The following is a 20083-nucleotide window of genomic DNA, read 5'->3' as shown; positions in this document are numbered from 1 at the left end:
AAATCGGGCGCTGGCGCGATGGCTACCGAGCGGTAATGATGCGGTCATGCGGTACGACGTGCTCGTCATCGGGTCCGGCTTCGGCGGCAGCGTCACCGCGCTCCGGCTGGCCGAGAAGGGCTACTCGGTCGGGGTGCTGGAGGCCGGGCGTCGCTTCGCCGACGACGAGTTCCCGCAGACCTCCTGGCGGCTGCGGCGCTTCCTGTGGGCGCCCCGCCTCGGCTGTTACGGCCTCCAGCGGCTCACCCTGCTGCGTCCGGCCGACCGGAAGGCCGGCGGCGGCGTGCTGGTGCTCTCCGGCGCCGGGGTCGGCGGCGGCTCACTGGTCTACGCCAACACCCTCTACGAGCCGCTGGACGCCTTCTACACGGACCCGCAGTGGCGGGACGTCACCGACTGGCGCGACGAGCTGGCCGGCCACTACGACCAGGCGAAGCGGATGCTCGGCGCCACCACGTACCCGCTCGTCACCCGCGCGGACCGGGCGATGCGGGCGGTGGCCGACCGGATGGGGGTGGGGAACACCCACCACGCCACCCCGGTCGGCGTGTTCATCGGCCGCCCCGGCCAGCGGGCCACCGACCCCTACTTCGGTGGCGCCGGGCCGGAGCGCACCGGCTGCACGCACTGCGGCGCGTGCATGACCGGCTGCCGGCAGGGCGCGAAGAACACGCTGGTCAAGAACTACCTCTGGCTGGCCGAGCGACTCGGCGCGCGGGTGCACCCGCTGACGACGGTCACGGCCGTCCGCCCGGCCGGCGACGGCGGATACGCGGTGCACACCGTGCGCACGGGGGCCTGGCTGCGTGCGCGGCGGCAGGTGATCCACGCCGACCAGGTGGTCTTCGCGGCCGGCGCGCTCGGCACCCAGCGGCTGCTGCACGCGATGAAGGCGGAGGGTGCCCTGCCCGCGCTCTCGCCCCGCCTCGGCGAGCTGACCCGGACCAACTCGGAGGCGATCCTCGGTGCCTCGGTGCCCCGCCGGCAGGCCCGCGCCCAGGGGCTCGACTTCACCGAGGGGGTGGCGATCACCAGCTCGTTCCACCCCGACCCGCAGACCCACGTCGAGCCGGTCCGCTACGGCCGGGGCTCGAACGCGATGGGCCTGCTCCAGTCGCTGCTGGTCGACGGCGGGCCGCGCCGGGTGCGCCGCTGGCTGGGGATCCTGCTGCGCCAGCCCGGCACGGCGGCCCGGCTGCTGTCGGTGCGCGGCTGGTCGGAGCGGACGGTGATCGCCCTGGTCATGCAGTCGGTGGACAACTCGCTGACCACCCGGCTGCGGCGCGGCCCGTTCGGCCGGCACCTGGTCTCCGGGCCGGGTCACGGCGCGCCCAACCCGACCTGGATCCCGGCCGGCAACCAGGCGGCCCGCCTGCTGGCCGAGGAGATCGGCGGTACGCCCGGCGGCGCCCTGACCGAGCCGTTCGACATCCCGATGACCGCCCACATCCTCGGCGGGGCGGTGATCGGCGCCACCCCGGCCGACGGCGTGATCGACCCGTGGCACCGGGTGTTCGGCCACCCGGGGCTGCACGTGGTCGACGGCGCGGCGGTCTCGGCGAACCTCGGGGTGAACCCGTCGCTGACCATCACCGCCCAGGCGGAACGCGCGATGTCCTTCTGGCCCAACAGGGGCGACGCGGACCCGAGGCCGCCGCTCGGTGAGCCGTACCGCCGGCTGGAGCCGGTGCCACCGCGCCGCCCGGCGGTGCCGGCCGACGCCCCCGGCGCCCTGCGCACCTGACCAGGGCTCTGCGGTCAACGTGTCCGGCCTGAGGGCTCCCGCGCGCGTCGGTCCGCCCAGGCGACCAGCACCGCGTGCGGGAGGGTCAGCGCGGCCAGCACGGCGAACGTCGCGGGCAGCGGGTCCGACCGGTGGCCGGGCCAGGCGACCAGGGCGATCAGCGCGGCGACGGCCACCGCCGTGGGAGCCGCCGCCTGCCGGGCGAAGCGCCGCAGCGGCGGTCCGACCCGTCCGGCCGCCAGGTCGGCCGTGTTGCGCGGGTCGTGCCGCAGCAGCCGGGCGACGTGGCGGCAGGAGTGCCAGGCCGCGAAGTACGCCCCCACGGCCAGGGCCGGCGGCACGGTGCCGAACAGCCCGGCGAGGAGGACGGGCTCGACGGCGTCGCGGGCGCGTCCGGCGCGGGCGTTCCGGATCGCGGTGACCGCGACAGCGCCCAGCACGGTGGCCAGCGCCAGCGCCCGCACCTCGACGGTGAGCAGCGCCGGTGCCCGAGGTGCCACCGCCGCCAGCAGCGGGTCGACCTGGTCCCGCCACAGCGCCAACGGGACGACCACCGGCGGTCCCCCGTACGCGAGCACGGCCGGCACCCTCGCCCGGACCGGCCGGCGGTCCCGCTCGGCGTGGAACGCCACGTCGGCGGTGCCGAAGTGGACGACCGACACGACGAGGAACCCGACCAGCGCCAGGTCCGGCGCGGCCCGGAAGGCCGCCAGCCCGGCACCGGCCACGGCGGTGTAGACCACCAGCAGCGCCACGCGCGCCGCCCGCGGCCGGGCGCGCGCCGACAGCCGGGCGGGCACGAGATGGTCGACCGCGCCGTGCGGCAGCCCGAGGAGCAGCCCCGCGACCAGGAAGGCCGGCGAGCCGCCCGGCCCGGCGGCGCCGATCAGCGGCGACATCGCCAGCAGCCCGCCGAGCGCGAGCAGCGAGGCGGTCCCGGCGCGCCGCAGCAGCCGGTCCGGCCGCCCCGGGCCCTCCGTCGTGCCGGTCGCGGGCGACGGCGGTCGTCGGGTCCGGGCGGGTGCGCGGCCGTCCTCCGCCGGCACCCGGGGCCCGACCCCGGACACCGGGTCAGACGACCGTGAGCCGGCCACGGGCGGACAGGGCGCGTAGCCGGCCGAGATCGAGAATGCTCCAACCCACCTTCGACACGATGGACAGCACGACGAGGAGCAGGCTGGTGGTGGCGGAACTGAACAGGCCGACCCCGGACGGGCCGAGGATCCAGAACACGGGATAGCCCGCCCAGAGCGCGCTGAGCAGCAGTGCGGCCTCCGTGTACACCCCCGCGATCTCTTCCGGCTGGCGGTGCGCGTGGGCGCGCAGCGGTCCCCAGATCAGGGCGTAGACCGCGAGCAGGGCCAGCACCCCGATCGCGTACAGGGTGTAGCGGGCCGCGCCGTCGGCCGTGAGGTCGGCGAACAGGCCGCTGAGGATCACCACCACGTTCGCCCCGGCGAGGACGCCCATCAGCCGCCAGCAGCGTCCAGGCAGGGAGTGCGTCGCGGTCAGCATCAGGGCCACCAGCAACAGTGGGGCGGTGACCACCCAGTCGACGTACCGCGCCCAGTAGAGCGTGTGGCCGGCCACCTCCGTGCGTCCGCCGCCCAGCGCCATGAGCAGGTACCAGGAGCCGGACCAGAGCGGGATGGCGATCGCCACCCGGTACTCGCTGCGCGGGACGCCCCGCGGGTCCGCGCGCCACCGGCTGAACAGCACGACCCCGCCCGCCATGGCGGCGACGTACATCCACAGCCACCACTCGGTCATGCCCACCCCCGGCCGACTCCCGGCGCCCCCGCGCCCGCCGGCTGCCGCTGCTGACGACCCCGGGCGTACGGCCGGGCAGCCGCCCGAACCCGTCGAGTCCCGTGCGTGCGCCGGCGGCGGGCGGTACGGACACCGTATACGCGTCAAAAGGCGCATATAGGTCTAACAGCTCCCCCCGGAAGGGCGGTGGCGCGCCCGACCGCCCGTACGGTGGCCGACGTCACCTCCGCCGCGACGGCGGCGTGGGGGCGGACCGGCGGGGGACGCGGCGGGGCCGTCGGTAGGATTTGCTGCCATGAGCACGCCTCGCCCCGTCCTCGTGGTGGACTTCGGAGCCCAGTACGCCCAGCTCATCGCGCGTCGGGTGCGTGAGGCCAACGTCTATTCCGAGATCGTGCCGCACTCGATGCCGGTCGCCGAGATGCTGGCGAAGGACCCGGCGGCGATCATCCTCTCCGGCGGCCCGTCCAGCGTCTACGCGCCGGGTGCCCCGCAGATCGACGCCGGCATGTTCTCCGCCGGGGTGCCGGTCTTCGGCATCTGCTACGGCTTCCAGGCGATGGCCCAGGCGCTCGGCGGCACGGTGGCCCGCACCGGCAACCGCGAGTACGGCGGCACCCCGCTGCGCCCCCGCCTGCTGGACCCGGGCGTGCTGCTCCGCGACCTGCCGGCCGACCTGCCGGTCTGGATGAGCCACGGCGACTGCGTGACCGAGGCCCCCGAGGGCTTCACGGTCACCGCCGAGTCGGCGGGGGCGCCGGTCGCCGCGTTCGAGGACGTCGCCGGCCGCCGGGCCGGCGTGCAGTTCCACCCGGAGGTCGGGCACACCGCGCACGGCCAGGAGATGCTGCGCCGCTTCCTGCACGACATCGCCGGCATCGCGCCGACCTGGACGCCCGAGAACATCATCGACGAGCAGGTCGCCCGGATCCGCGAGCAGGTCGGCGACAAGGAGGTCATCTGCGGCCTGAGCGGCGGGGTCGACTCGGCCGTCGCCGCCGCGCTGGTGCACAAGGCCGTCGGCGACCAGCTCACCTGCGTCTTCGTCGACCACGGCCTGCTGCGCGCCGGCGAGGCCGAGCAGGTGGAGAAGGACTACGTCGCCGCCACCGGCATCAAGCTCAAGGTGGTCGACGCGGCCGACCGGTTCCTCGGCGCCCTGGCCGGGGTCACCGACCCGGAGCAGAAGCGCAAGATCATCGGTCGGGAGTTCATCCGGGTCTTCGAGGCCGCGGCGCGGGAGGTCGCCGCCCACGGCGACGTCGAGTTCCTCGTCCAGGGCACCCTCTACCCGGACGTGGTGGAGTCCGGCGGCGGCACCGGCACCGCCAACATCAAGAGCCACCACAACGTCGGCGGCCTGCCGGAGGACCTGAAGTTCGCACTGGTCGAGCCGCTGCGCACGCTGTTCAAGGACGAGGTCCGGGCGCTCGGCCTCCAGCTCGGCCTGCCCGAGGCGATGGTCTGGCGGCACCCGTTCCCGGGCCCGGGCCTGGCCATCCGGATCATCGGCGCGGTCGACCGGGAGCGGCTCGACCTGCTCCGGCGGGCCGACCTGATCGCCCGCGAGGAGCTGACCGCCGCCGGCCTGGACCGGGGCGTCTGGCAGTTCCCGGTCGTGCTCCTGGCCGACGTGCGCAGCGTCGGCGTGCAGGGCGACGGCCGCAGCTACGGGCACCCCGTGGTGCTGCGGCCCGTCTCCAGCGAGGACGCCATGACCGCCGACTGGTCCCGGCTGCCCTACGAGGTGGTGGCGCGGATCTCCACCCGGATCACCAACGAGGTCGCCGAGGTCAACCGCGTGGTGCTGGACGTCACGAGCAAGCCGCCGGGCACGATCGAGTGGGAGTGATCGCGCCTCACGCCGCCGGCGGGTAGGTCGGCGGCGCCACGGTCGGCTGCGCCACCGTGGGCGGCGGGGCCTGCGCCGGGTGCGGCCAGGCGGGCGCGTCGGCCGGCTCCTCGGGCATCAGGAACCACATGATCGGGTACGCGAGCAGCGCGAGCCCGCCGGTGAGCAGGCCGGCGACCGCGAAGACGACCCGGACCAGGGTGGGGTCGACGGCGAAGTACCGGCCGAGGCCGCTGGCCACTCCGGCGACCATCCGGTCCGTGACGGGGCGACGGAGCTGCTTGTACGGGGGCTGGGGAGGGGCGGTGTAGGTCATGTCTCCACGGTCCGCGCCGGTCGTCGGGCCGTCCTCGGTGACTGCCCGGATCCCTACCCTGACCCGCCCCTGAGGCGCGAGCATTCAGTCAGGAATCTGACTCTTTTCGATGGAGGTAACCCGGGCCGGGGAGAATTTGCCCCCGTGACCACCATGCTGGAGCCGCTCCGCAGGATCGCGGCATACGCAGTTTGTGCTGATTCAGTCGGCCGGGTGTTGCTGGTCCGCGCATCGGAGCGCTCCGGCACCCCCGGCACGTGGTCGCTGCCCGGCGGGGCGGTCGACCACGGTGAGGATCCCCACCACACCGTCGTCCGGGAGACCGCCGCCGAGACCGGCCTCTCCGTCACCGTCGCGGGCCTGCACGACGTGCTCGCCGACATGCGGGCGCTGCCGGAGCGGGGCATCACCATCCACACCGACCGCCTGATCTACCAGGTCTCGGTCCGGGGCGGGACGCTCGCCGACCGGGTCGACCGGCCCACCGACCTGGTTCGCTGGTTCACCCCGGCGGAGGCCCGCGAGCTGCCGCTGCGGTCGTTCACCGCGCGCGCCCTGGGCCTGCCCGCCTCGTCCGCCGACATCGTCCCGGACGAGGCGCCGGAGTTCCCCTCGTTCTACGCCGTGCCCGGCCCCGACGGGCTGCACCGGGCCCAGCGCTTCGCCGCGTACGCCGTGGTGACCGACCCGGACGACCGGGTGCTGCTCACCCGGGTCTCCGACGGCTACCCGGGCGCGGGCTGCTGGCACCTGCCCGGCGGCGGCACCGACTACGGCGAGCAGCCCGGCGCCGCCCTGATCCGGGAGCTGGTCGAGGAGACCGGGCAGACCGGGCGCCTCGTCGAGCTGCTCGGGGTGGCCAGCCACCGGGACGCGGCCTCCCTCGGCCCCGAGGGCTACCCGATCGACTGGCACGGCGTCCGCGCCTTCTACCGGGTCGTGGTCGACAAGCCGGCCCCGCCCACCGTCGCCGACGTCGGCGGCTCCACCTGCGAGGCCCGCTGGTTCGGCCGCGACGAGCTGGGCGCCCTCCCCACCGACCGCCTGACCGAGGTGACGGCGGAAGCCGTCCAGGCCGCCCGCCTGGCCTGACCGCCCCCGCCCCCTGTTCGTTGATCACGAGGTCGACCGGGCGGCACGCCGGACCCGCTGCGGCTAACCTCATGATCGACGGAACGGGTCGGCGCGGGCGGGGGAGTACGGGCGGGTGGAACAGCGGCGACGGGTCGGCGCGTACGGCGTGTGTCGGGGCTCGGACGGGCGGGTGTTGCTGGTCCGGGGTTCCGCCCTGTGCCCGGTCCCGGGCGTCTGGCAGGTGCCCGGCGGAGGCCTCGAACACGCGGAGCACCCGGCGCACGCGGTGGTCCGCGAGTTCGCCGAGGAGACCGGCCTCGCGGTGGAGGTGACCGGGCTGCGGGCGGTGTCCGCCGACGTGACGGCCTTCCGTGCCGCCGACGTCGCGGTGCACACCGACCGCGTGGTCTTCGACGTCGTCGCGCGCGGCGGCGAACTGCGGCCGGAGCCGGCCGGCGGCACCGACGAGCTGGGCTGGTTCACGACCGACGAAGCGGCGGCGGTGCCGCTCATGCCGTTCACCGCCGAGCTGCTCGGCGTGCCCGTGTCGCCCCTGCCGTCCGATCTGCCCCGTTCGTCGGCGACCGAGCCCGCCGCCGCGCTCCCGTCCGACCGCAGGCAGCGCTTCGGGGCGTACGGCCTGGTCACCGACCCGGCCGGCCGGGTGCTGCTCACCATGATCGCCGACGGTTACCCGGGTGCCGGCCGGTGGCACCTGCCCGGCGGCGGGACCGACCACGGCGAGCAGCCGGTCGCCGCGCTGCTGCGCGAACTGGTCGAGGAGTCCGGGCAGCTCGGGCGGGTGGTCGAGCTGATCGGCGTCGACAACCTGCACAACCCGGCGGCGCTGGGCCCGGAGGGGCGCCCGCTCGACTGGCACGGCATCCGGGTGCTCTACCGGGTGGCGGTGGACGCGCCCACCGAGCCGCGGGTGACCGAGCTGGCCGGCGGCTCCACCGCCCGCGCGGGCTGGTTCACCCCGGAAGAACTCGCCGGGCTGCCGCTGAGCGGGATCGCCGCACTGGCGCTGGCCAATGCGCCTACCGATGAGCGTCCGTAACCGGACATCGGTGTCCCCGGCACCCGCTCACCGAGCCGGCGGAGACGGGGTCCGGTACATTCGATGTGGGGTTGGTGGAGGAAACGGGCGATGGAGCCCGAGATGGGAATAAGAGAGCGGTACGCGCGGTTAGACCAGATATAAGTACCGCCGGCAGCTATCGCCAACCCCCGTTCCCCTATGCGATGGTGTACTCCGCAAAACGGCTGCCGGGCCAGAAAGGTCCGGCACGAGACAGCCGGACGGCCGCCCTCGCGACGGTAAACCGATCCGGTGATGGAGGAAACGTGCCGAGAGCCCCATGGCGCCGGCGTCGTACCACTGACAGTCCGCGTCCCGCAGGGCGTCGTTGGGCGGGCCCGTTGCGCCGCAGCAGCACGCTCGCCCGGCAGGTGCTGCTGGTCCGGGTGGGGCGCCGCGACGGCGACCTGCACGCGACCAGCGACCTCTCGATGCCCGAACACCGCTACGCCGACCGGCCGCGACGCCGCTACGGACTCACCCAGGTCGAGCGCGCCGACGTCGCCTCGATCGTCCCGGTCAGCCCCGCGCTCGGCCCCACGACCCAGGTCGACGACGAGTCGGCGATGTCGATCCCGCTGCTTCCGGGCGAGCGGACGGTCGCCCGCCGGATGAAGTTCGCGGTGGTCAACGCCTGCACACTCAGCAGCCTGATGCTCGGCATGCTGGCCATCTTCCTGGCCATGCAGGGCGAGGTGCGCGTCGCCGCGCTCTGCCTGATCGCCTGCGTCGTCTTCGACGGCCTCGACGGCGCGCTCGCCCGCAAGTTCGGCGTGGCCAGCCCGTTCGGCGCGCAGATGGACTCGCTGGCCGACATGTGCTCGTTCGGGCTCGCCGCCCCCGTGGTGGTCTACGCCTCGCTGGCCGGTTCGGTCTCCACGCCGGCCGCCGCGGTGGCCTGCGCCCTCGTGGCGGCGTGCGCGGCGATCCGGCTCGCCCGGTTCAACGTCTCGCCGAAGGACGGCCGGTTCTTCTGCGGTGTCCCCACCACCATGGCCGCCGCGGTGCTCGCGCTGACCGTCGCCATCGGGCTGCCGGTGCCGGGCATCGTCCTGGTCGCCGGCGTGGCGCTGCTCGCCTTCGCCATGGTCTCCAGCTTCCCCTACGCGAAACTCGCCCGGCTGGTGAAGCTGCCGCCGTGGCTGTGGCTGGCCCCGGTGATCGGCGCGCTGATCGACATCCGGCTCACCTTCGCGCTGATCGTGGTCGGTTACCTGGTCAGCGGCCCGGTGCTCTGGCTGCGTCAGCGCCGCACCGCCTGACACACGTACGCGAAAAAAGGGGCGCCGCGATCGCGCGGCGCCCCTTCTTCGTGTCGTCCGGCCGGGCCTCAGCGCCAGCGGGCGATGACGGTCGAGCCCCCGACGACCTTGTCCCCGGGGCCGACCAGCGGCTCCGCCGCGTCCGCCGGCAGGTAGACGTCGGTGCGCGAGCCGAACCGGATCAGGCCGAAGCGCTCGCCCCGGGCCAGCAGCGCGCCGATCGGCGCCCGCTGCACGATCCGCCGGGCGATCAGGCCGGTGCGCTGCGCCACGACCACCGTGCCGCGCGCGGTGTCCAGCACCGTGTACGCGGCCACGTTGTGCTCCGCCGCCGGCTTCATCGCGTTGGCGAAGCCACCGTCGGCGACGAAGTAGTCGACCACCTTGCCGGCCACCGGCGCACGGTTGACGTGCACGTCCAGCACCGACAGGAACACCGCGATCCGCAGCCACTCGCCCTCGCCGAAGCGCTCGTCGTGCAGCCGCTGCACGGACAGCACCCGACCGTCGGCCGAGGCGACCACCGCCGAGGAGTCCTCCGGCACGTCACGCTCCGGGTCCCGGAAGAAGGCGGCCACGGGAGCGGCGGCCAGGGCCGGGAGCAGCCAGAGCTTCGACTTCGGCCGGGTCGCCCGGGCCACCGCGGCCAGGCCCAGCGCGATGCCGGCCGCGGCCACCCCGTTGGAGTCGATGTGCATGCCACGGGTCAGCGGGACGCTGGACGGCCGGTACGCCGGGGCCAGCCGGGCCGCCGACGCGGCGTCGGCCGGGGTGTAGCGGAGCCGGTACACCCGCAGCGGCGGCGTGTTGCGCAGCACCAGGTCGACCCCGACGCCGTACAGCGCGCCCTGCCGGTCCAGCTCGGCGGCGGCGCCCGCGGTGCGTCCCGGCGTCGCGGTCGTGGCCACGCTCAGCACCGCGCCATCGGCGAGGTACTTCGTCAGGCCCTCGACGGCGGCGCGGGTCTCGTCTGCCGTGCCGGTCAGCGGCTCCGCGGCGACGACCACCGCGGCCGGCTCGGCCTCGGCGAGGGTGTCGACCACGCGGACCCGGTCGGCCACCCAGCGCCCCTGGGCGGTGACGTGCTCCCGGAGGGCCGCCGGGGAGGTCGACCCGGCGGGCACCAGGGTGAGGGTGTCGCCGGGCAGCAGCGCGTCGATCGCCGCGGTCAGCACCGCGGACTCGGGCGTCGCGCCGACCAGCAGCGCGGCCTTCGGATCGTTGATCCGGGCGAGCTCGGAGACGAGGGTACGGGCGGCTCGCTCGCCGATGCGGACCGGACCGGACCGGCCGGAGGTGCGCACGGCGGGGGACTGCGTCATGTCGGACGGACTCCTGACGGGTAGAGACGGGAATCGCGGCGGGACCGCCACGGCGGCGCGTCCGGCCGGCGCGGCGACCAGGTCGGTGCGGCGGCCAGGTCGGCGCGGGCCGGCCGGCGGAGGCGAGTTCTCCACGGCCAGCATAGGCCGCCGCCGACGACGGCCGCACCGCTGTCGTCAGCCGCGCGGGTGCTCCCCACCGGCCGGCGGCCCGTCGGTCCGCCGGGGCAGGGCGTCCTCGTCGGCGGCGCGGTCCTCGACCGCCTCTGGCCGGACGTCGGTGACGGCCTCCGTCGGCCACTCGTCGGCCTCGTCCCCGGCCCGCAGGCCGCCCGTGGCCGGACGGCCCGTCGCCAGCGTCTCCGTGGTCGCTCCGGCGGTCGTCGGCTCCTTCGCCGTCTGCCCGCCGGCCGTCGGCTCCTCCGCCGTCTGCCCGCCGGCCGTCGGCTCCTCCGCCGTCTGCCCGCCAGTCGTCGGCATCTCCGCCGTCTGCCCGGCGGTCGTCGGCACCTGCGCCGTCTGCCCGGCGGTCGTCGACTCCTCCGCCGTCTGTCCGCTCGGCGGCCGTCCGGCCGTCGTCGGTGCGCCGGTCGTCGGCGCGGAGACGTCCCACTCGGATCGCGCGCCCCAGTCGGTCGGCTCGCCCCAGTCGGAGCGCCGGCCGCCCCACGCCGTCGGCTCGTCGGCCGGCGCAGGTCGGTCGAGGTCCCAGCGGGTCGGGTCCGTCCCGGTGGCCTGTCCGTCCGTCGCCCGGCCCGCCGGATCCGCGCCCGGCGGGGTGGAGACGGGCGCGACGGCGTCCGGGGCGACCGCGTCGGAGGCGGTGGCGTCGGTGAGGGCGGCGTCGGAGGGGGCGTCGCCGGGCGCGGGCGCGCCGCCGGACCGCCCGGAGCGCAGCGCGCCCAGCAGGCCCAGCAGTCCGATCAGGATCAGCGCGCCGGCCAGGAACCAGCCGACCGGCGGGAGGGCGAGCCCGAGCAACTGGGCGAGCAGCCACCACGCGGCGAGGCCGAGGAAGATCAGCCCGAAGGCGAAGGACACGATGTCGGTGCGGTGGGCCTTCACCGGGTCACCTCCAGGTTGCCGGCGTTGACGTGGATGTAGAGGCGCAGCGTGCCGCCGCCGGGGCCGTCCGGACCCAGGTCGGTCGTCTCCCGCAGCTCGCCCGCCAGCCCGCCGGAGTGCTTGCCGAAGACGACCGCGTCGCCGGCGTTGACGTCGGCCACCGTGGTGACGTCGACGTTCGGCGGCACCACCACAGTGCACTCGCCGAAGTTGACGGAGACGGTGATCTCGGTGTTCTTCTTGTCGAAGTCGACCGCGCGCAGGTCCAGGACCGTGTCGCCGAAGCTGTTCTCGTACCGCAGGGCGAGGTCGCGGTGGTCGGTGGGCGCCCAGGTGACGTTGCCGTCGACGCCCCGGATCCGGTCGTAGGACTCGGCCACGGTGGCCACCCCGAGCGCGGCGGCGGCCACCACGCCGAGTGCGATGAGCCAGCGGGCCCGTCCGAACCAGGTGCCGACCAGCAGGCCGAGCCCGATGGTGGCCAGCGTGGCCGCGAAGTAGGCCGACGCCCCGATGTCGTAGACGTCCAGCAGGTCGACGACGGCGACCACGCCCAGGGCGAGGAAGATCAGCGAGAACGTCACCGCGCCGAGCGGGGAGCGCTCCTTCGGTCGCTTCGGCGGCTTCGGCGGCTTGCGCGGTGCGGGCGGCACGACGGTCTGCCCGGCGTACGGGCCGTGCGGGGCGAACGGGGGCCGGTAGCCCGGGGGCCGGGGTGGGGGCACCGGGTGGCCCGGTCCCGGTGCGCCCGAGGTCGCGGCGGGCCAGCCGGACGTGGGCGCCGCCGGGGGCCAGCCGACGGTCGGCGTACCCGCGGGTGGACGGGCGGGCGGGGCCGGGGCGGCCGGGGGCCAGGCGGGCAGCTCGGCGGTCGGTGGGGAGACCGGGGCGCTCCAGGCGGGCTGGGCGACGGTCGCCGGCGGGGCCGGGACCGGGCCCGTCCCCGGGGGCACGGCCACGGTCGGCGGGGCCGCGTACGCGACCGGGGCGGGATGGCCGACCGGTGGCACCGGCCCGGGCGGGGCGGTGGGCGGAACGGGCGGGACGGGGCCGGCCGGCGCGCCCTGGGCGGCCCTGTTGTCGCGGTTGAGCAGCAGCGCGCCGCCGATCAGGATCGTGGCGCCGAGCAGCACCGCCCGGAACGCGTCCGTGACGATGTAGCCGAAACTGATCGCGACCAGGATGCTCAGCACGATCACCGTGACCGGGGACATGCTGGACCGGCCGCGGCCCAGCATGGACTCGACGGGAGAGGCGCTGTCCCCCTCGCCCGGGATGATCAGCCACGCGGTGACGTAGACCAGGATGCCGATGCCGCCGAAGAAGCCGAGCACCGCCAGCAGCACCCGCCAGAGGACCGGGTCGGTGTTTGTGGCCCGGCCGATGGCGGCGCAGACGCCGGCCAGGTAGCGGCCGTCGCGGGGGCGCACCAGCCCGTACCGCGAGGTGAAGCCGGCGCCGCCGAACGACGGCTGCGGTCCGGGGCCCGGCCCGGCGCCGGGCGGCGGTGGCCCACCCGGGTCCCCGGCAGGGGGCGGCGCGGCCACGGGGGGCGGCGCCGCGGAGCCGGCGGGCGGTGTCGCGGTCGGCGGTGGCCCACCCGGCTGAGCGGCCCCGGGGTCGGCGGGCTGGGCAGCTTCCTCGGTCATGCCTCGATCCTGCTGCCCCGACCCGCCGGGCGGCCTCAGGACCCGACCCTGACCCCACCCTGAGATCCCGGCGGCCCGAATGTCGGGGGCGTCCCCGTGGTCGGGCCCCGGTGCGTCGTGTGACGATCGATCCGACGCCGGAAACGAACCGTCGCCCGCTCCGTGCCCGCCGTGACCAGGGAGTCTCCGATCAGCGCCGTGACGCAGCCACCCCGCCTCTACCGCGCCCCCGAGCACCGGATGGCCGCGGGGGTGGCCGCCGGCATCGCCGACCACCTCGGCATCTCGGTGCTGCGGGTACGGGTCGCCTTCATGGTGCTGCTGGGGCTGAGCGGACTCGGCCTGCTGCTCTACGCGGCATTCTGGGCGGTCGTGCCGCTGCGCCCGGGCGACACCGCCGTGCCCGCCCGCAGGGACGTCGCCCAGCTGCTGCCGTTCGTGGCGATCGGCCTCGGCGTGCTGCTGGTGCAGGTGATGGTCTTCGACTCGGTCGGGGCGGCGGGCACCGCCGGCTGGCTGGTCGCGATCATCGCGGTCGGCGCCGGGGTGATCTGGCACCAGTCGGCCCCGGAGCGGCGGCGGCAGTGGGGCGACTCCATGCCGGTGCCCTGGCTGGGCGCGGTGGTGGAGGAGAGCGACCGGCGGGCCTTCGTGCTCCGGTTCATCGGCGGCGGGGTGCTGGTCGCGGTGGGCATCATCGGCGTCGCCGCGGTCTACTCCCCGGCGCAGAACTTCGACGCCGTGCTCAACGGCGTGATCTTCGCCCTGGTCGGGCTCGCCGGGGTCGGCGTCGTGGCCGCGCCGGTGCTGTGGCGGACGTACAACCAGCTCCGGTCGGAGCGCGAGGGGCGCATCCGGGAGCAGGAACGGGCCGAGCTGGCCGCCATGGTGCACGACCAGGTGCTGCACACCCTGGCCCTGATCCAGCGCAACGCGAGCGACGTGAAGACCGTCCAGCGGCTCGCCCGGGGGCAGGAACGCTCGCTGCGCAACTGGCTCTACAAGCCCACCGGCTCGCCCACCGAGCGGTTCGCCGCCGCCCTGGAGCAGGCCGCCGCCGAGGTCGAGGACACGTTCGCGATCACGGTGGAGGCGGTGGTGGTCGGCGACCGGGAGACCGACGAGCGGGTCGGCGCGCTGGTGGCGGCCGCCCGCGAGGCGCTGGTGAACGCCGCCCGGCACGCCGGGGTGCAGACCGTCTCGCTCTACGCCGAGGTCGAGCCGGATCAGGTCAGCGTCTTCGTCCGGGACCGGGGGAAGGGCTTCGACCCGGATACGGTGGAGGATCACCGGCACGGGGTCCGGGGTTCGATCATCGGGCGGATGAAGCGGCACGGCGGCCGGGCGGAGATCCGCTCCGAGCCGGGGGAAGGGACCGAGGTCCGGTTGATCCTGCCGATCACCCGCGACCCGGCAACGGCGGAGAGGGACAAGTGATGACCGAGCAGTCGATGGAACCGGTCGAGGGGGCGGCTGCCCGCGCCGAGCGGCTGCGGGTCTTCCTCGTCGACGACCACGCCATGTTCCGCGCGGGGGTCCGCGCCGAGCTGGGCGCGCACGTCGAGGTGGTGGGCGAGGCGAGCACCGTCGCCGAGGCGGTCACCCGGATCGCCGCCACGCTGCCCGACGTGGTGCTGCTCGACGTGCACATGCCCGACGGCGGCGGCCGGGCGGTGCTGGAGGCGATGCGGCGTACCCACCCGCAGGTCAAGTTCCTGGCGCTGAGCGTCTCGGACGCGGCGGAGGACGTGATCGGGCTGATCCGGGCCGGCGCGCGGGGCTACGTCACGAAGACGATCTCCCCGGAGGAACTGGCCGCCGCGGTCCGCCGGGTGGCCGACGGCGACGCCGTGTTCAGCCCCCGGTTGGCGGGGTTCGTGCTGGACGCGTTCGCGGCCCGTCCCGACGCTCCGGTGGCCGACCCGGAGCTGGACCAGCTCACCAACCGCGAGCGCGAGGTGCTGCGGCTGCTCGCCCGGGGGTACGCCTACAAGGAGATCGCCAAGGAGCTCTACATCTCCATCAAGACGGTGGAGACGCACGTGTCCAACGTGCTTCGCAAGCTCCAGATGTCCAACAGGTACGAGTTGTCCCGCTGGGCGGCCGACCGCCGGCTGGTGTGATCCAATTCTTTTCCCCGTCATATGGGACGGAAACGACGAATGCGGCCCACAGGGGCTGACAAGCGATCAACTCCCGTCACATAATGCCCCGTCGCGTTCTCGCGTGCGGGTGGTGCACATCCCGCGGGAACGGCGGCTTCACGCAACCCGCCGTGCGCGGGTCACCCCTGGGGAGAGGTGCACGAATCTGATGTTCGGACAACGAGGACGGCGCTGGGCGCGGATCGCCCTGGCGACCGTCGCCGGCGGCGCGCTGGCACTCGGCGCGGTGGCGCCGGCCGCCGCCGCCGACAAGACCGGCGTCGCCAAGTCGGTCAAGGGCAGCAACGTCACGCTCGTGCTCAACGGGCAGCCGAAGAGCACCGGTGCCCTGGCACTCAAGATCGACGGGAAGCTCGTCCCCGCCTTCTGCATCGACTACCACACCAACGTGGCGATCGACGGCAAGTACAAGGAGGGCACCTGGGACGAGTCCCAGGTGAAGAACCTCGGCAAGGTGCAGTGGGTGCTGACCCACGGCTACCCGAACGCCGACGCCGCCAAGCTGCTGGCCGCCGCCGGCGCCACCGCCCCGGCGAAGGCCGACGCCGACAAGCTGCTCTACTTCGGCACCCAGACCGCCATCTGGAACTTCAGCGACGGCGTCCAGCTGGGTGAGTGGGTCGACAACCCCAAGCTGCTCGGCAAGAAGCAGTACGACGTGGTCAAGAAGGTCCACGACTACCTGGTCGCCAACGCCACCGACCAGCCCGAGCCGAAGGCCGAGCTGAGCGTCGACCCGGCCAGCGCCAAGGCCACCGTGGGCGAGAAGGCCGGCCCCTTCACCGTCAAGGGCCCGGCGGGCGAGATCACCGTCGCGGTCGACGGCGGCTCGGCGGTCGACGCCGAGGGCAAGCCGGTCACCAAGACCACCAACGGCGGCCAGTTCTGGCTGGCCGCGGACGGCGCCGGCGAGGTGAAGGTGACCGTTTCCGCCCAGGACTCGGTCTCCTTCGGCCGGGTGTTCCTCTTCACCGGCCAGCGCGCCGCGCAGAAGCTGATCCTCGGTGGCAGCACCGGCGCCACCGTGAGCGCCAAGGCCGAGGCCGCGTTCGCCGCCGCCCCGGCCGAGTCGCCGTCGCCGAGCGCGCCGGCGGAGTCGCCGTCGCCCAGCGCCCCGGCGGAGTCCCCGTCGCCGAGCGCCCCGGTCGACAGCCCGGCCCCGTCGACCTCGCCCGCGAGCAGCGGCGGTGACCTGCCGCTGACCGGCTCCCCGATCGCCGCCGCGATCGCCGCCGGCGTGGCGCTGCTGGCCGCCGGCGCGGTCGCCGTGCTGCTGTTCCGCCGTCGCAAGCTGCGCTTCACCGCCTGACCGACGCCCGCTTCACCGGCCCCGGCCCCGGTACCGCCCCGCGCGGTGCCGGGGCCGGAGTCGTTCGTCCCCCCGGACCGGCTCACCTCGGCGCGCGGGTGCCTCCGCACTCTCCGCACTCTCCGGAGTCGCCCGGGTGACGAGCAGGTACGAGGCGTCGACACCCTCCGCCGCCCAGGTGGGGATGGTGCCCGCACAGCCGAAGCCGGCATCGTCCGGATGGGCAAAAACGGCCAACGCCCGGCCGACGTCGGACAGCGCCGGAGGGGACGCGGGGAAGCTCACAGCCATCGACCCCGTACCGGGGGGCGGACCCCCTCTGAACCGTGTCTTTCCTGCTCAGAGCGGTACGACCCGCGTACATCATGATCTTTTTTCGGGTATCGGCAACGTGGCGACCAACTAACGGCTTGATAACGGCACCTTCACGGAACGGGCCGGTGGGTGTCACAGTGGCAGCACCTCACCCCTCATGTGAGGCACTCCGTACGGCCTGACGACCATGGACCCGCCTGTTGACGGTGCTCCGTGGTGGTCTCGTGTGCGCGGTGCCGAGCACGACGGGCGAGGTGGCCCGGCGGATCGGTACATCAATCTTGTCCCGAATTCACTGCGGTGAAACCGGCTCCCGCACTGCGGGCGCCGGACGTGTCACCCCCCATACGTGCGTGAAACCCACGACGGATCCAGGTTCAGAAAGAGGAGGCCCCTCGGAATGAGAGTCTCGAAGCGGGCAAGTAGCGCGGTCGCGCTGGGCGCGGCGTTCGCGCTCGTCGCGTCCGGCTGCTCGAGCAGCGACAGCGACGGTGGCGACGCCGGCGCCAGCAGCGACGGCGCGATCACCATCGACGGCACTCAGCCGGAGGTCGGCCTGGTCCCGTCGAACACCACCGAGACCGGTGGTGGGGCGATCATCGACTGGATCTGGACCGGTCTGGTCGAGTACCCGAACGACGGCAGCGCGCCGCGCAACGCGGTCGCCGAGTCGATCGAGACGTCCGACTCCAAGGTCTACACGATCAAGATCAAGAAGGACACGAAGTTCCACGACGGCACCGTCGTCAAGGCCAAGAACTTCGTGGACGCCTGGAACTGGGGCGCCTACTCGCCCAACGGCGCGCAGAACGGCAGCTTCTTCGCCGACATCCAGGGCTTCGACCAGGTCCACACCGAGGACCCGGACGGCGCCGAGGGCCCGAAGAAGGCCCCCGAGCCCGCCGCCAAGGAGATGTCCGGCCTGAAGGTCGTCGACGACTGGACCTTCGAGGTCACCCTGGCCGCGCCGACCGCGGTGTTCCCGACCAAGCTCGGCTACAGCACCTTCATGCCGCTGCCGGACGCGTTCTTCACCGGGGGCGCCGAGGCGTTCGGCAAGAAGCCGATCGGCAACGGCCCGATCAAGTTCGTGTCGTGGGAAGACGACGTCCAGATCAAGCTGACGCGCTTCGATGAGTACTCCTTGAACGACAAGATGAAGATCAAGGACGTCAACATCAAGCTGTACCAGGACGACACGGCGGCCTACAACGACCTGCTCGCCGGCAACCTGGACTTCCAGCAGCAGGTTCCGGTCTCCGCCATCGCGGGCGACAAGTGGAAGAACGACCTGGGCGACCGGGCGATCTCCTCCACCACCCCGTCGACCGGCATCATCGCCTTCCCGATCTACGACAAGCGCTTCCAGAACCCGAAGCTGCGTCGCGCGATCTCGCTGTCGATCAACCGCCAGGAGATCAGCGACAAGATCTTCTTCGGTTCGCGCAAGCCGGCCGACAGCTGGGCCAACCCGCTGACCCCGGGCGCCAAGGCCGGCAACTGCACCGCCTGCCAGTTCAACGTCGACGAGGCCAAGAAGCTCCTCGCCGAGGCCGGTGGCTTCACCGGTGAGCTGGTCATGTTCTACAACGCCGACGCCAGCCACAAGGAGTGGATGGAGGCCGTCGCGCAGCAGGTCAAGACGAACCTCGGCATCAACGCTCGCGCCGAGGGCGTGCCGACCTTCGCGGTGTTCCGCCAGAACATCAACGCCGGCAAGATGACCGGCATGTACCGCGCCGGCTGGCAGCAGGACTACCCGGACGTGGAGAACTGGGTCGGCCCGCTCTACGTGACCGGCGGTTCCTCGAACGACGGCAAGTACAGCAACCCGCAGGTCGACGCGCTGGCCAAGGAAGCCGCCTCCGCGCCGAGCCTGGAGGCGTCGCACGCCAAGTACGCCGAGGCTGTCGCCCTCATCGACCAGGACGTCCCCTCGATCCCGGTCTACTTCGGTGGTCAGCAGTCCGGTCACTCGGAGAAGATCAAGAAGATCGAGCTCTCCAACGTCGGTGAACTCGACCTCACCTCGGTCGAGCTCTGATCCGAACGGTCTGACCCCGGGTCGGGCTCACCTACCGGTGAGCCCGACCCGGGCCGTTCCGTGAGGTGGTGTCACCACACCGCCTCGCCACGTCTGTCATCCCCGTGTCGGCCGTCCGACGCGCGCCCCCTGTCTGGAGGACCACCCCATGGGCCGTTATCTGTTGAGACGGCTGCTCCAACTCATCCCGGTCTTCATCGGGACGACGTTCCTGATCTACTGGCTCGTGTGGTCGGTGCCCGGTGACCCGTTCGCGGGCAAGTGTGGCGAGCGTCCCTGCCCCGACAGCTTCGTCAACATGATGACCGAGAAGTTCAAGCTCGACGAGCCGCTCATCGTGCAGTACGGCAACTACATGAAGAACCTCTTCCAGGGCGACTTCGGGCAGACGTTCGGTGGCCGGGAGATCGGCGACATCATCGCCACGGCGTACCCGAACACCTTGAAGCTGGCCCTGGTGGCGCTGGCCATCGAGGCGGTCATCGGGCTCACCGCGGGCGTGCTGACGGGCCTGCGCCGCAACGGCTTCCTGGACAACCTGGTCCTGGTCTCCAGCCTCTTCCTGATCGCGCTGCCGATCTTCGTCATCGGCTTCGTGGCCCAGTGGCTGCTCGGCGTGCAGTGGGGCATCGTCAAGCCGACGGTCTCCAGCGAGATGCGGCTCTCCGAGCTGATCGTGCCCGGCTTCGTGCTCGGCAGCGCCTCGATGGCGTACATCGCCCGGTTGGCCCGCACGAGCATCGCGGAGAACCGGCGGGCCGACTACGTGCGTACGGCGATCGCCAAGGGTCTGCCGATGCGCCGGGTGGTCGGGATCCACCTGCTGCGCAACTCGCTCATCCCGGTGGTCACGCTGCTCGGGACCGACCTCGGCGCCCTGATGGGCGGCGCGATCGTCACCGAGGGCATCTTCCAGATCAACGGGATCGGCCGACAGGTCTACCGCGCGATCATCACCAAGGAGAGCGCTACCGTTGTCTCCATCGTGGTGGTCCTGGTGCTCGTCTACCTGCTGATGAACCTGCTGGTCGACCTGCTCTACGCCGCCCTGGACCCGAGGATCCGCTATGAGTGAGCGCAGCGAACGAATCATCATTGCAGCGTTCGCGGGCACC

16 protein-coding genes and 1 pseudogene are annotated in these 20083 nt (G+C 73.5%); 10 read left to right on the top strand and 7 right to left on the bottom strand.

What is annotated here, in order from left to right; all coding sequences use genetic code 11:
- Window positions 1-46 precede the first annotated feature (46 nt).
- Window positions 47-1744 (top strand): GMC family oxidoreductase, encoded by a 1698-nt coding sequence (locus tag AB0B83_RS18290; RefSeq protein ID WP_357579183.1) that lies wholly within the window; start codon window positions 47-49, stop codon window positions 1742-1744.
- Window positions 1745-1758: 14 nt separating this feature from the next.
- On the opposite strand, the gene AB0B83_RS18285 is transcribed toward AB0B83_RS18290, so the two are convergent.
- Complete coding sequence (locus tag AB0B83_RS18285; protein WP_357579182.1) at window positions 1759-2811, bottom strand: Brp/Blh family beta-carotene 15,15'-dioxygenase; 1053 nt, start codon at window positions 2809-2811, stop codon at window positions 1759-1761.
- Between the two features lie 4 nt (window positions 2812-2815).
- Window positions 2816-3514 carry a bacteriorhodopsin gene (locus tag AB0B83_RS18280; protein ID WP_357579181.1) on the bottom strand — a complete coding sequence of 233 codons (699 nt, stop codon included), beginning with the start codon at window positions 3512-3514 and terminating at the stop codon, window positions 2816-2818.
- Window positions 3515-3809: 295 nt separating this feature from the next.
- Here AB0B83_RS18280 and guaA point away from each other — a divergent pair, with 295 nt between their 5' ends.
- Window positions 3810-5366: a glutamine-hydrolyzing GMP synthase gene (gene guaA, locus AB0B83_RS18275; RefSeq protein ID WP_357579180.1), complete on the top strand. Its 1557-nt coding sequence runs from the start codon at window positions 3810-3812 to the stop codon at window positions 5364-5366.
- Window positions 5367-5373: 7 nt separating this feature from the next.
- Here the strand turns inward: guaA and AB0B83_RS18270 are convergent, their stop codons facing one another.
- Window positions 5374-5682 (bottom strand): PspC domain-containing protein, encoded by a 309-nt coding sequence (locus AB0B83_RS18270; protein ID WP_357579179.1) that lies wholly within the window; start codon window positions 5680-5682, stop codon window positions 5374-5376.
- A gap of 144 nt (window positions 5683-5826) precedes the next feature.
- Here AB0B83_RS18270 and AB0B83_RS18265 point away from each other — a divergent pair, with 144 nt between their 5' ends.
- The 3 genes from AB0B83_RS18265 (at window position 5827) to AB0B83_RS18255 (ending at window position 9099) form a co-directional block, all read left to right on the top strand.
- The gene (locus AB0B83_RS18265) at window positions 5827-6774 is read left to right on the top strand and encodes an NUDIX hydrolase (RefSeq protein WP_357579178.1); all 948 of its coding nucleotides are present in this window, start codon (window positions 5827-5829) and stop codon (window positions 6772-6774) included.
- Window positions 6775-6889: 115 nt separating this feature from the next.
- Window positions 6890-7816 carry an NUDIX domain-containing protein gene (locus AB0B83_RS18260; protein WP_357579177.1) on the top strand — a complete coding sequence of 309 codons (927 nt, stop codon included), beginning with the start codon at window positions 6890-6892 and terminating at the stop codon, window positions 7814-7816.
- Window positions 7817-8178: 362 nt separating this feature from the next.
- Window positions 8179-9099 (top strand): CDP-alcohol phosphatidyltransferase family protein, encoded by a 921-nt coding sequence (locus tag AB0B83_RS18255; protein ID WP_357579176.1) that lies wholly within the window; start codon window positions 8179-8181, stop codon window positions 9097-9099.
- Window positions 9100-9167: 68 nt separating this feature from the next.
- On the opposite strand, the gene AB0B83_RS18250 is transcribed toward AB0B83_RS18255, so the two are convergent.
- The 3 genes and pseudogenes from AB0B83_RS18250 to AB0B83_RS18240 form a co-directional block, all read right to left on the bottom strand.
- On the bottom strand, window positions 9168-10421 hold the full coding sequence (locus AB0B83_RS18250; RefSeq protein WP_357579175.1) for a phosphatidylserine decarboxylase: 1254 nt from the start codon (window positions 10419-10421) through the stop codon (window positions 9168-9170).
- Window positions 10422-11300: 879 nt separating this feature from the next.
- Window positions 11301-11486 (bottom strand): annotated as a pseudogene (locus tag AB0B83_RS18245) (hypothetical protein); the annotation flags it as partial.
- A complete protein-coding gene (locus AB0B83_RS18240; protein ID WP_357579174.1) occupies window positions 11483-13135 on the bottom strand; it encodes a PspC domain-containing protein in 1653 nt (550 codons plus the stop codon). The gene AB0B83_RS18240 and the pseudogene AB0B83_RS18245, both read right to left, overlap by 4 nt.
- A 171-nt stretch (window positions 13136-13306) precedes the next feature.
- On the opposite strand from AB0B83_RS18240, the gene AB0B83_RS18235 reads away from it, so the two are divergent.
- The 3 genes from AB0B83_RS18235 to AB0B83_RS18225 all read left to right on the top strand — a co-directional run bounded on the left by AB0B83_RS18235 (window position 13307) and on the right by AB0B83_RS18225 (window position 16609).
- Window positions 13307-14572 carry an ATP-binding protein gene (locus AB0B83_RS18235; protein WP_151455192.1) on the top strand — a complete coding sequence of 422 codons (1266 nt, stop codon included), beginning with the start codon at window positions 13307-13309 and terminating at the stop codon, window positions 14570-14572.
- Window positions 14572-15258, top strand: a complete 687-nt coding sequence (locus AB0B83_RS18230) for a response regulator transcription factor (protein ID WP_311410756.1) — start codon at window positions 14572-14574, stop codon at window positions 15256-15258. The genes AB0B83_RS18235 and AB0B83_RS18230 overlap by 1 nt, the downstream gene beginning before the upstream one ends.
- Before the next feature lie 190 nt (window positions 15259-15448).
- Window positions 15449-16609, top strand: a complete 1161-nt coding sequence (locus tag AB0B83_RS18225; RefSeq protein ID WP_357579173.1) for a Cys-Gln thioester bond-forming surface protein — start codon at window positions 15449-15451, stop codon at window positions 16607-16609.
- Window positions 16610-16621: 12 nt separating this feature from the next.
- On the opposite strand, the gene AB0B83_RS18220 is transcribed toward AB0B83_RS18225, so the two are convergent.
- The gene (locus tag AB0B83_RS18220) at window positions 16622-16900 is read right to left on the bottom strand and encodes a PIG-L family deacetylase (RefSeq protein WP_357579172.1); all 279 of its coding nucleotides are present in this window, start codon (window positions 16898-16900) and stop codon (window positions 16622-16624) included.
- 424 nt (window positions 16901-17324) lie between these two features.
- Between AB0B83_RS18220 and AB0B83_RS18215 the strand changes: the two genes are divergently transcribed.
- On the top strand, window positions 17325-18968 hold the full coding sequence (locus AB0B83_RS18215; protein WP_357579171.1) for an ABC transporter substrate-binding protein: 1644 nt from the start codon (window positions 17325-17327) through the stop codon (window positions 18966-18968).
- Between the two features lie 148 nt (window positions 18969-19116).
- Complete coding sequence (locus tag AB0B83_RS18210; RefSeq protein ID WP_132230980.1) at window positions 19117-20043, top strand: ABC transporter permease; 927 nt, start codon at window positions 19117-19119, stop codon at window positions 20041-20043.
- Window positions 20044-20083: the final 40 nt, after the last annotated feature.

Origin of the sequence: Micromonospora sp. NPDC049060 (assembly GCF_040649055.1) — a bacterium.
Lineage (GTDB): Bacteria > Actinomycetota > Actinomycetes > Mycobacteriales > Micromonosporaceae > Micromonospora > Micromonospora reichwaldensis.
The sequence above is the reverse complement of the archived record's forward strand: the minus strand, read 5'-3'. Positions and strand labels throughout refer to the sequence as shown.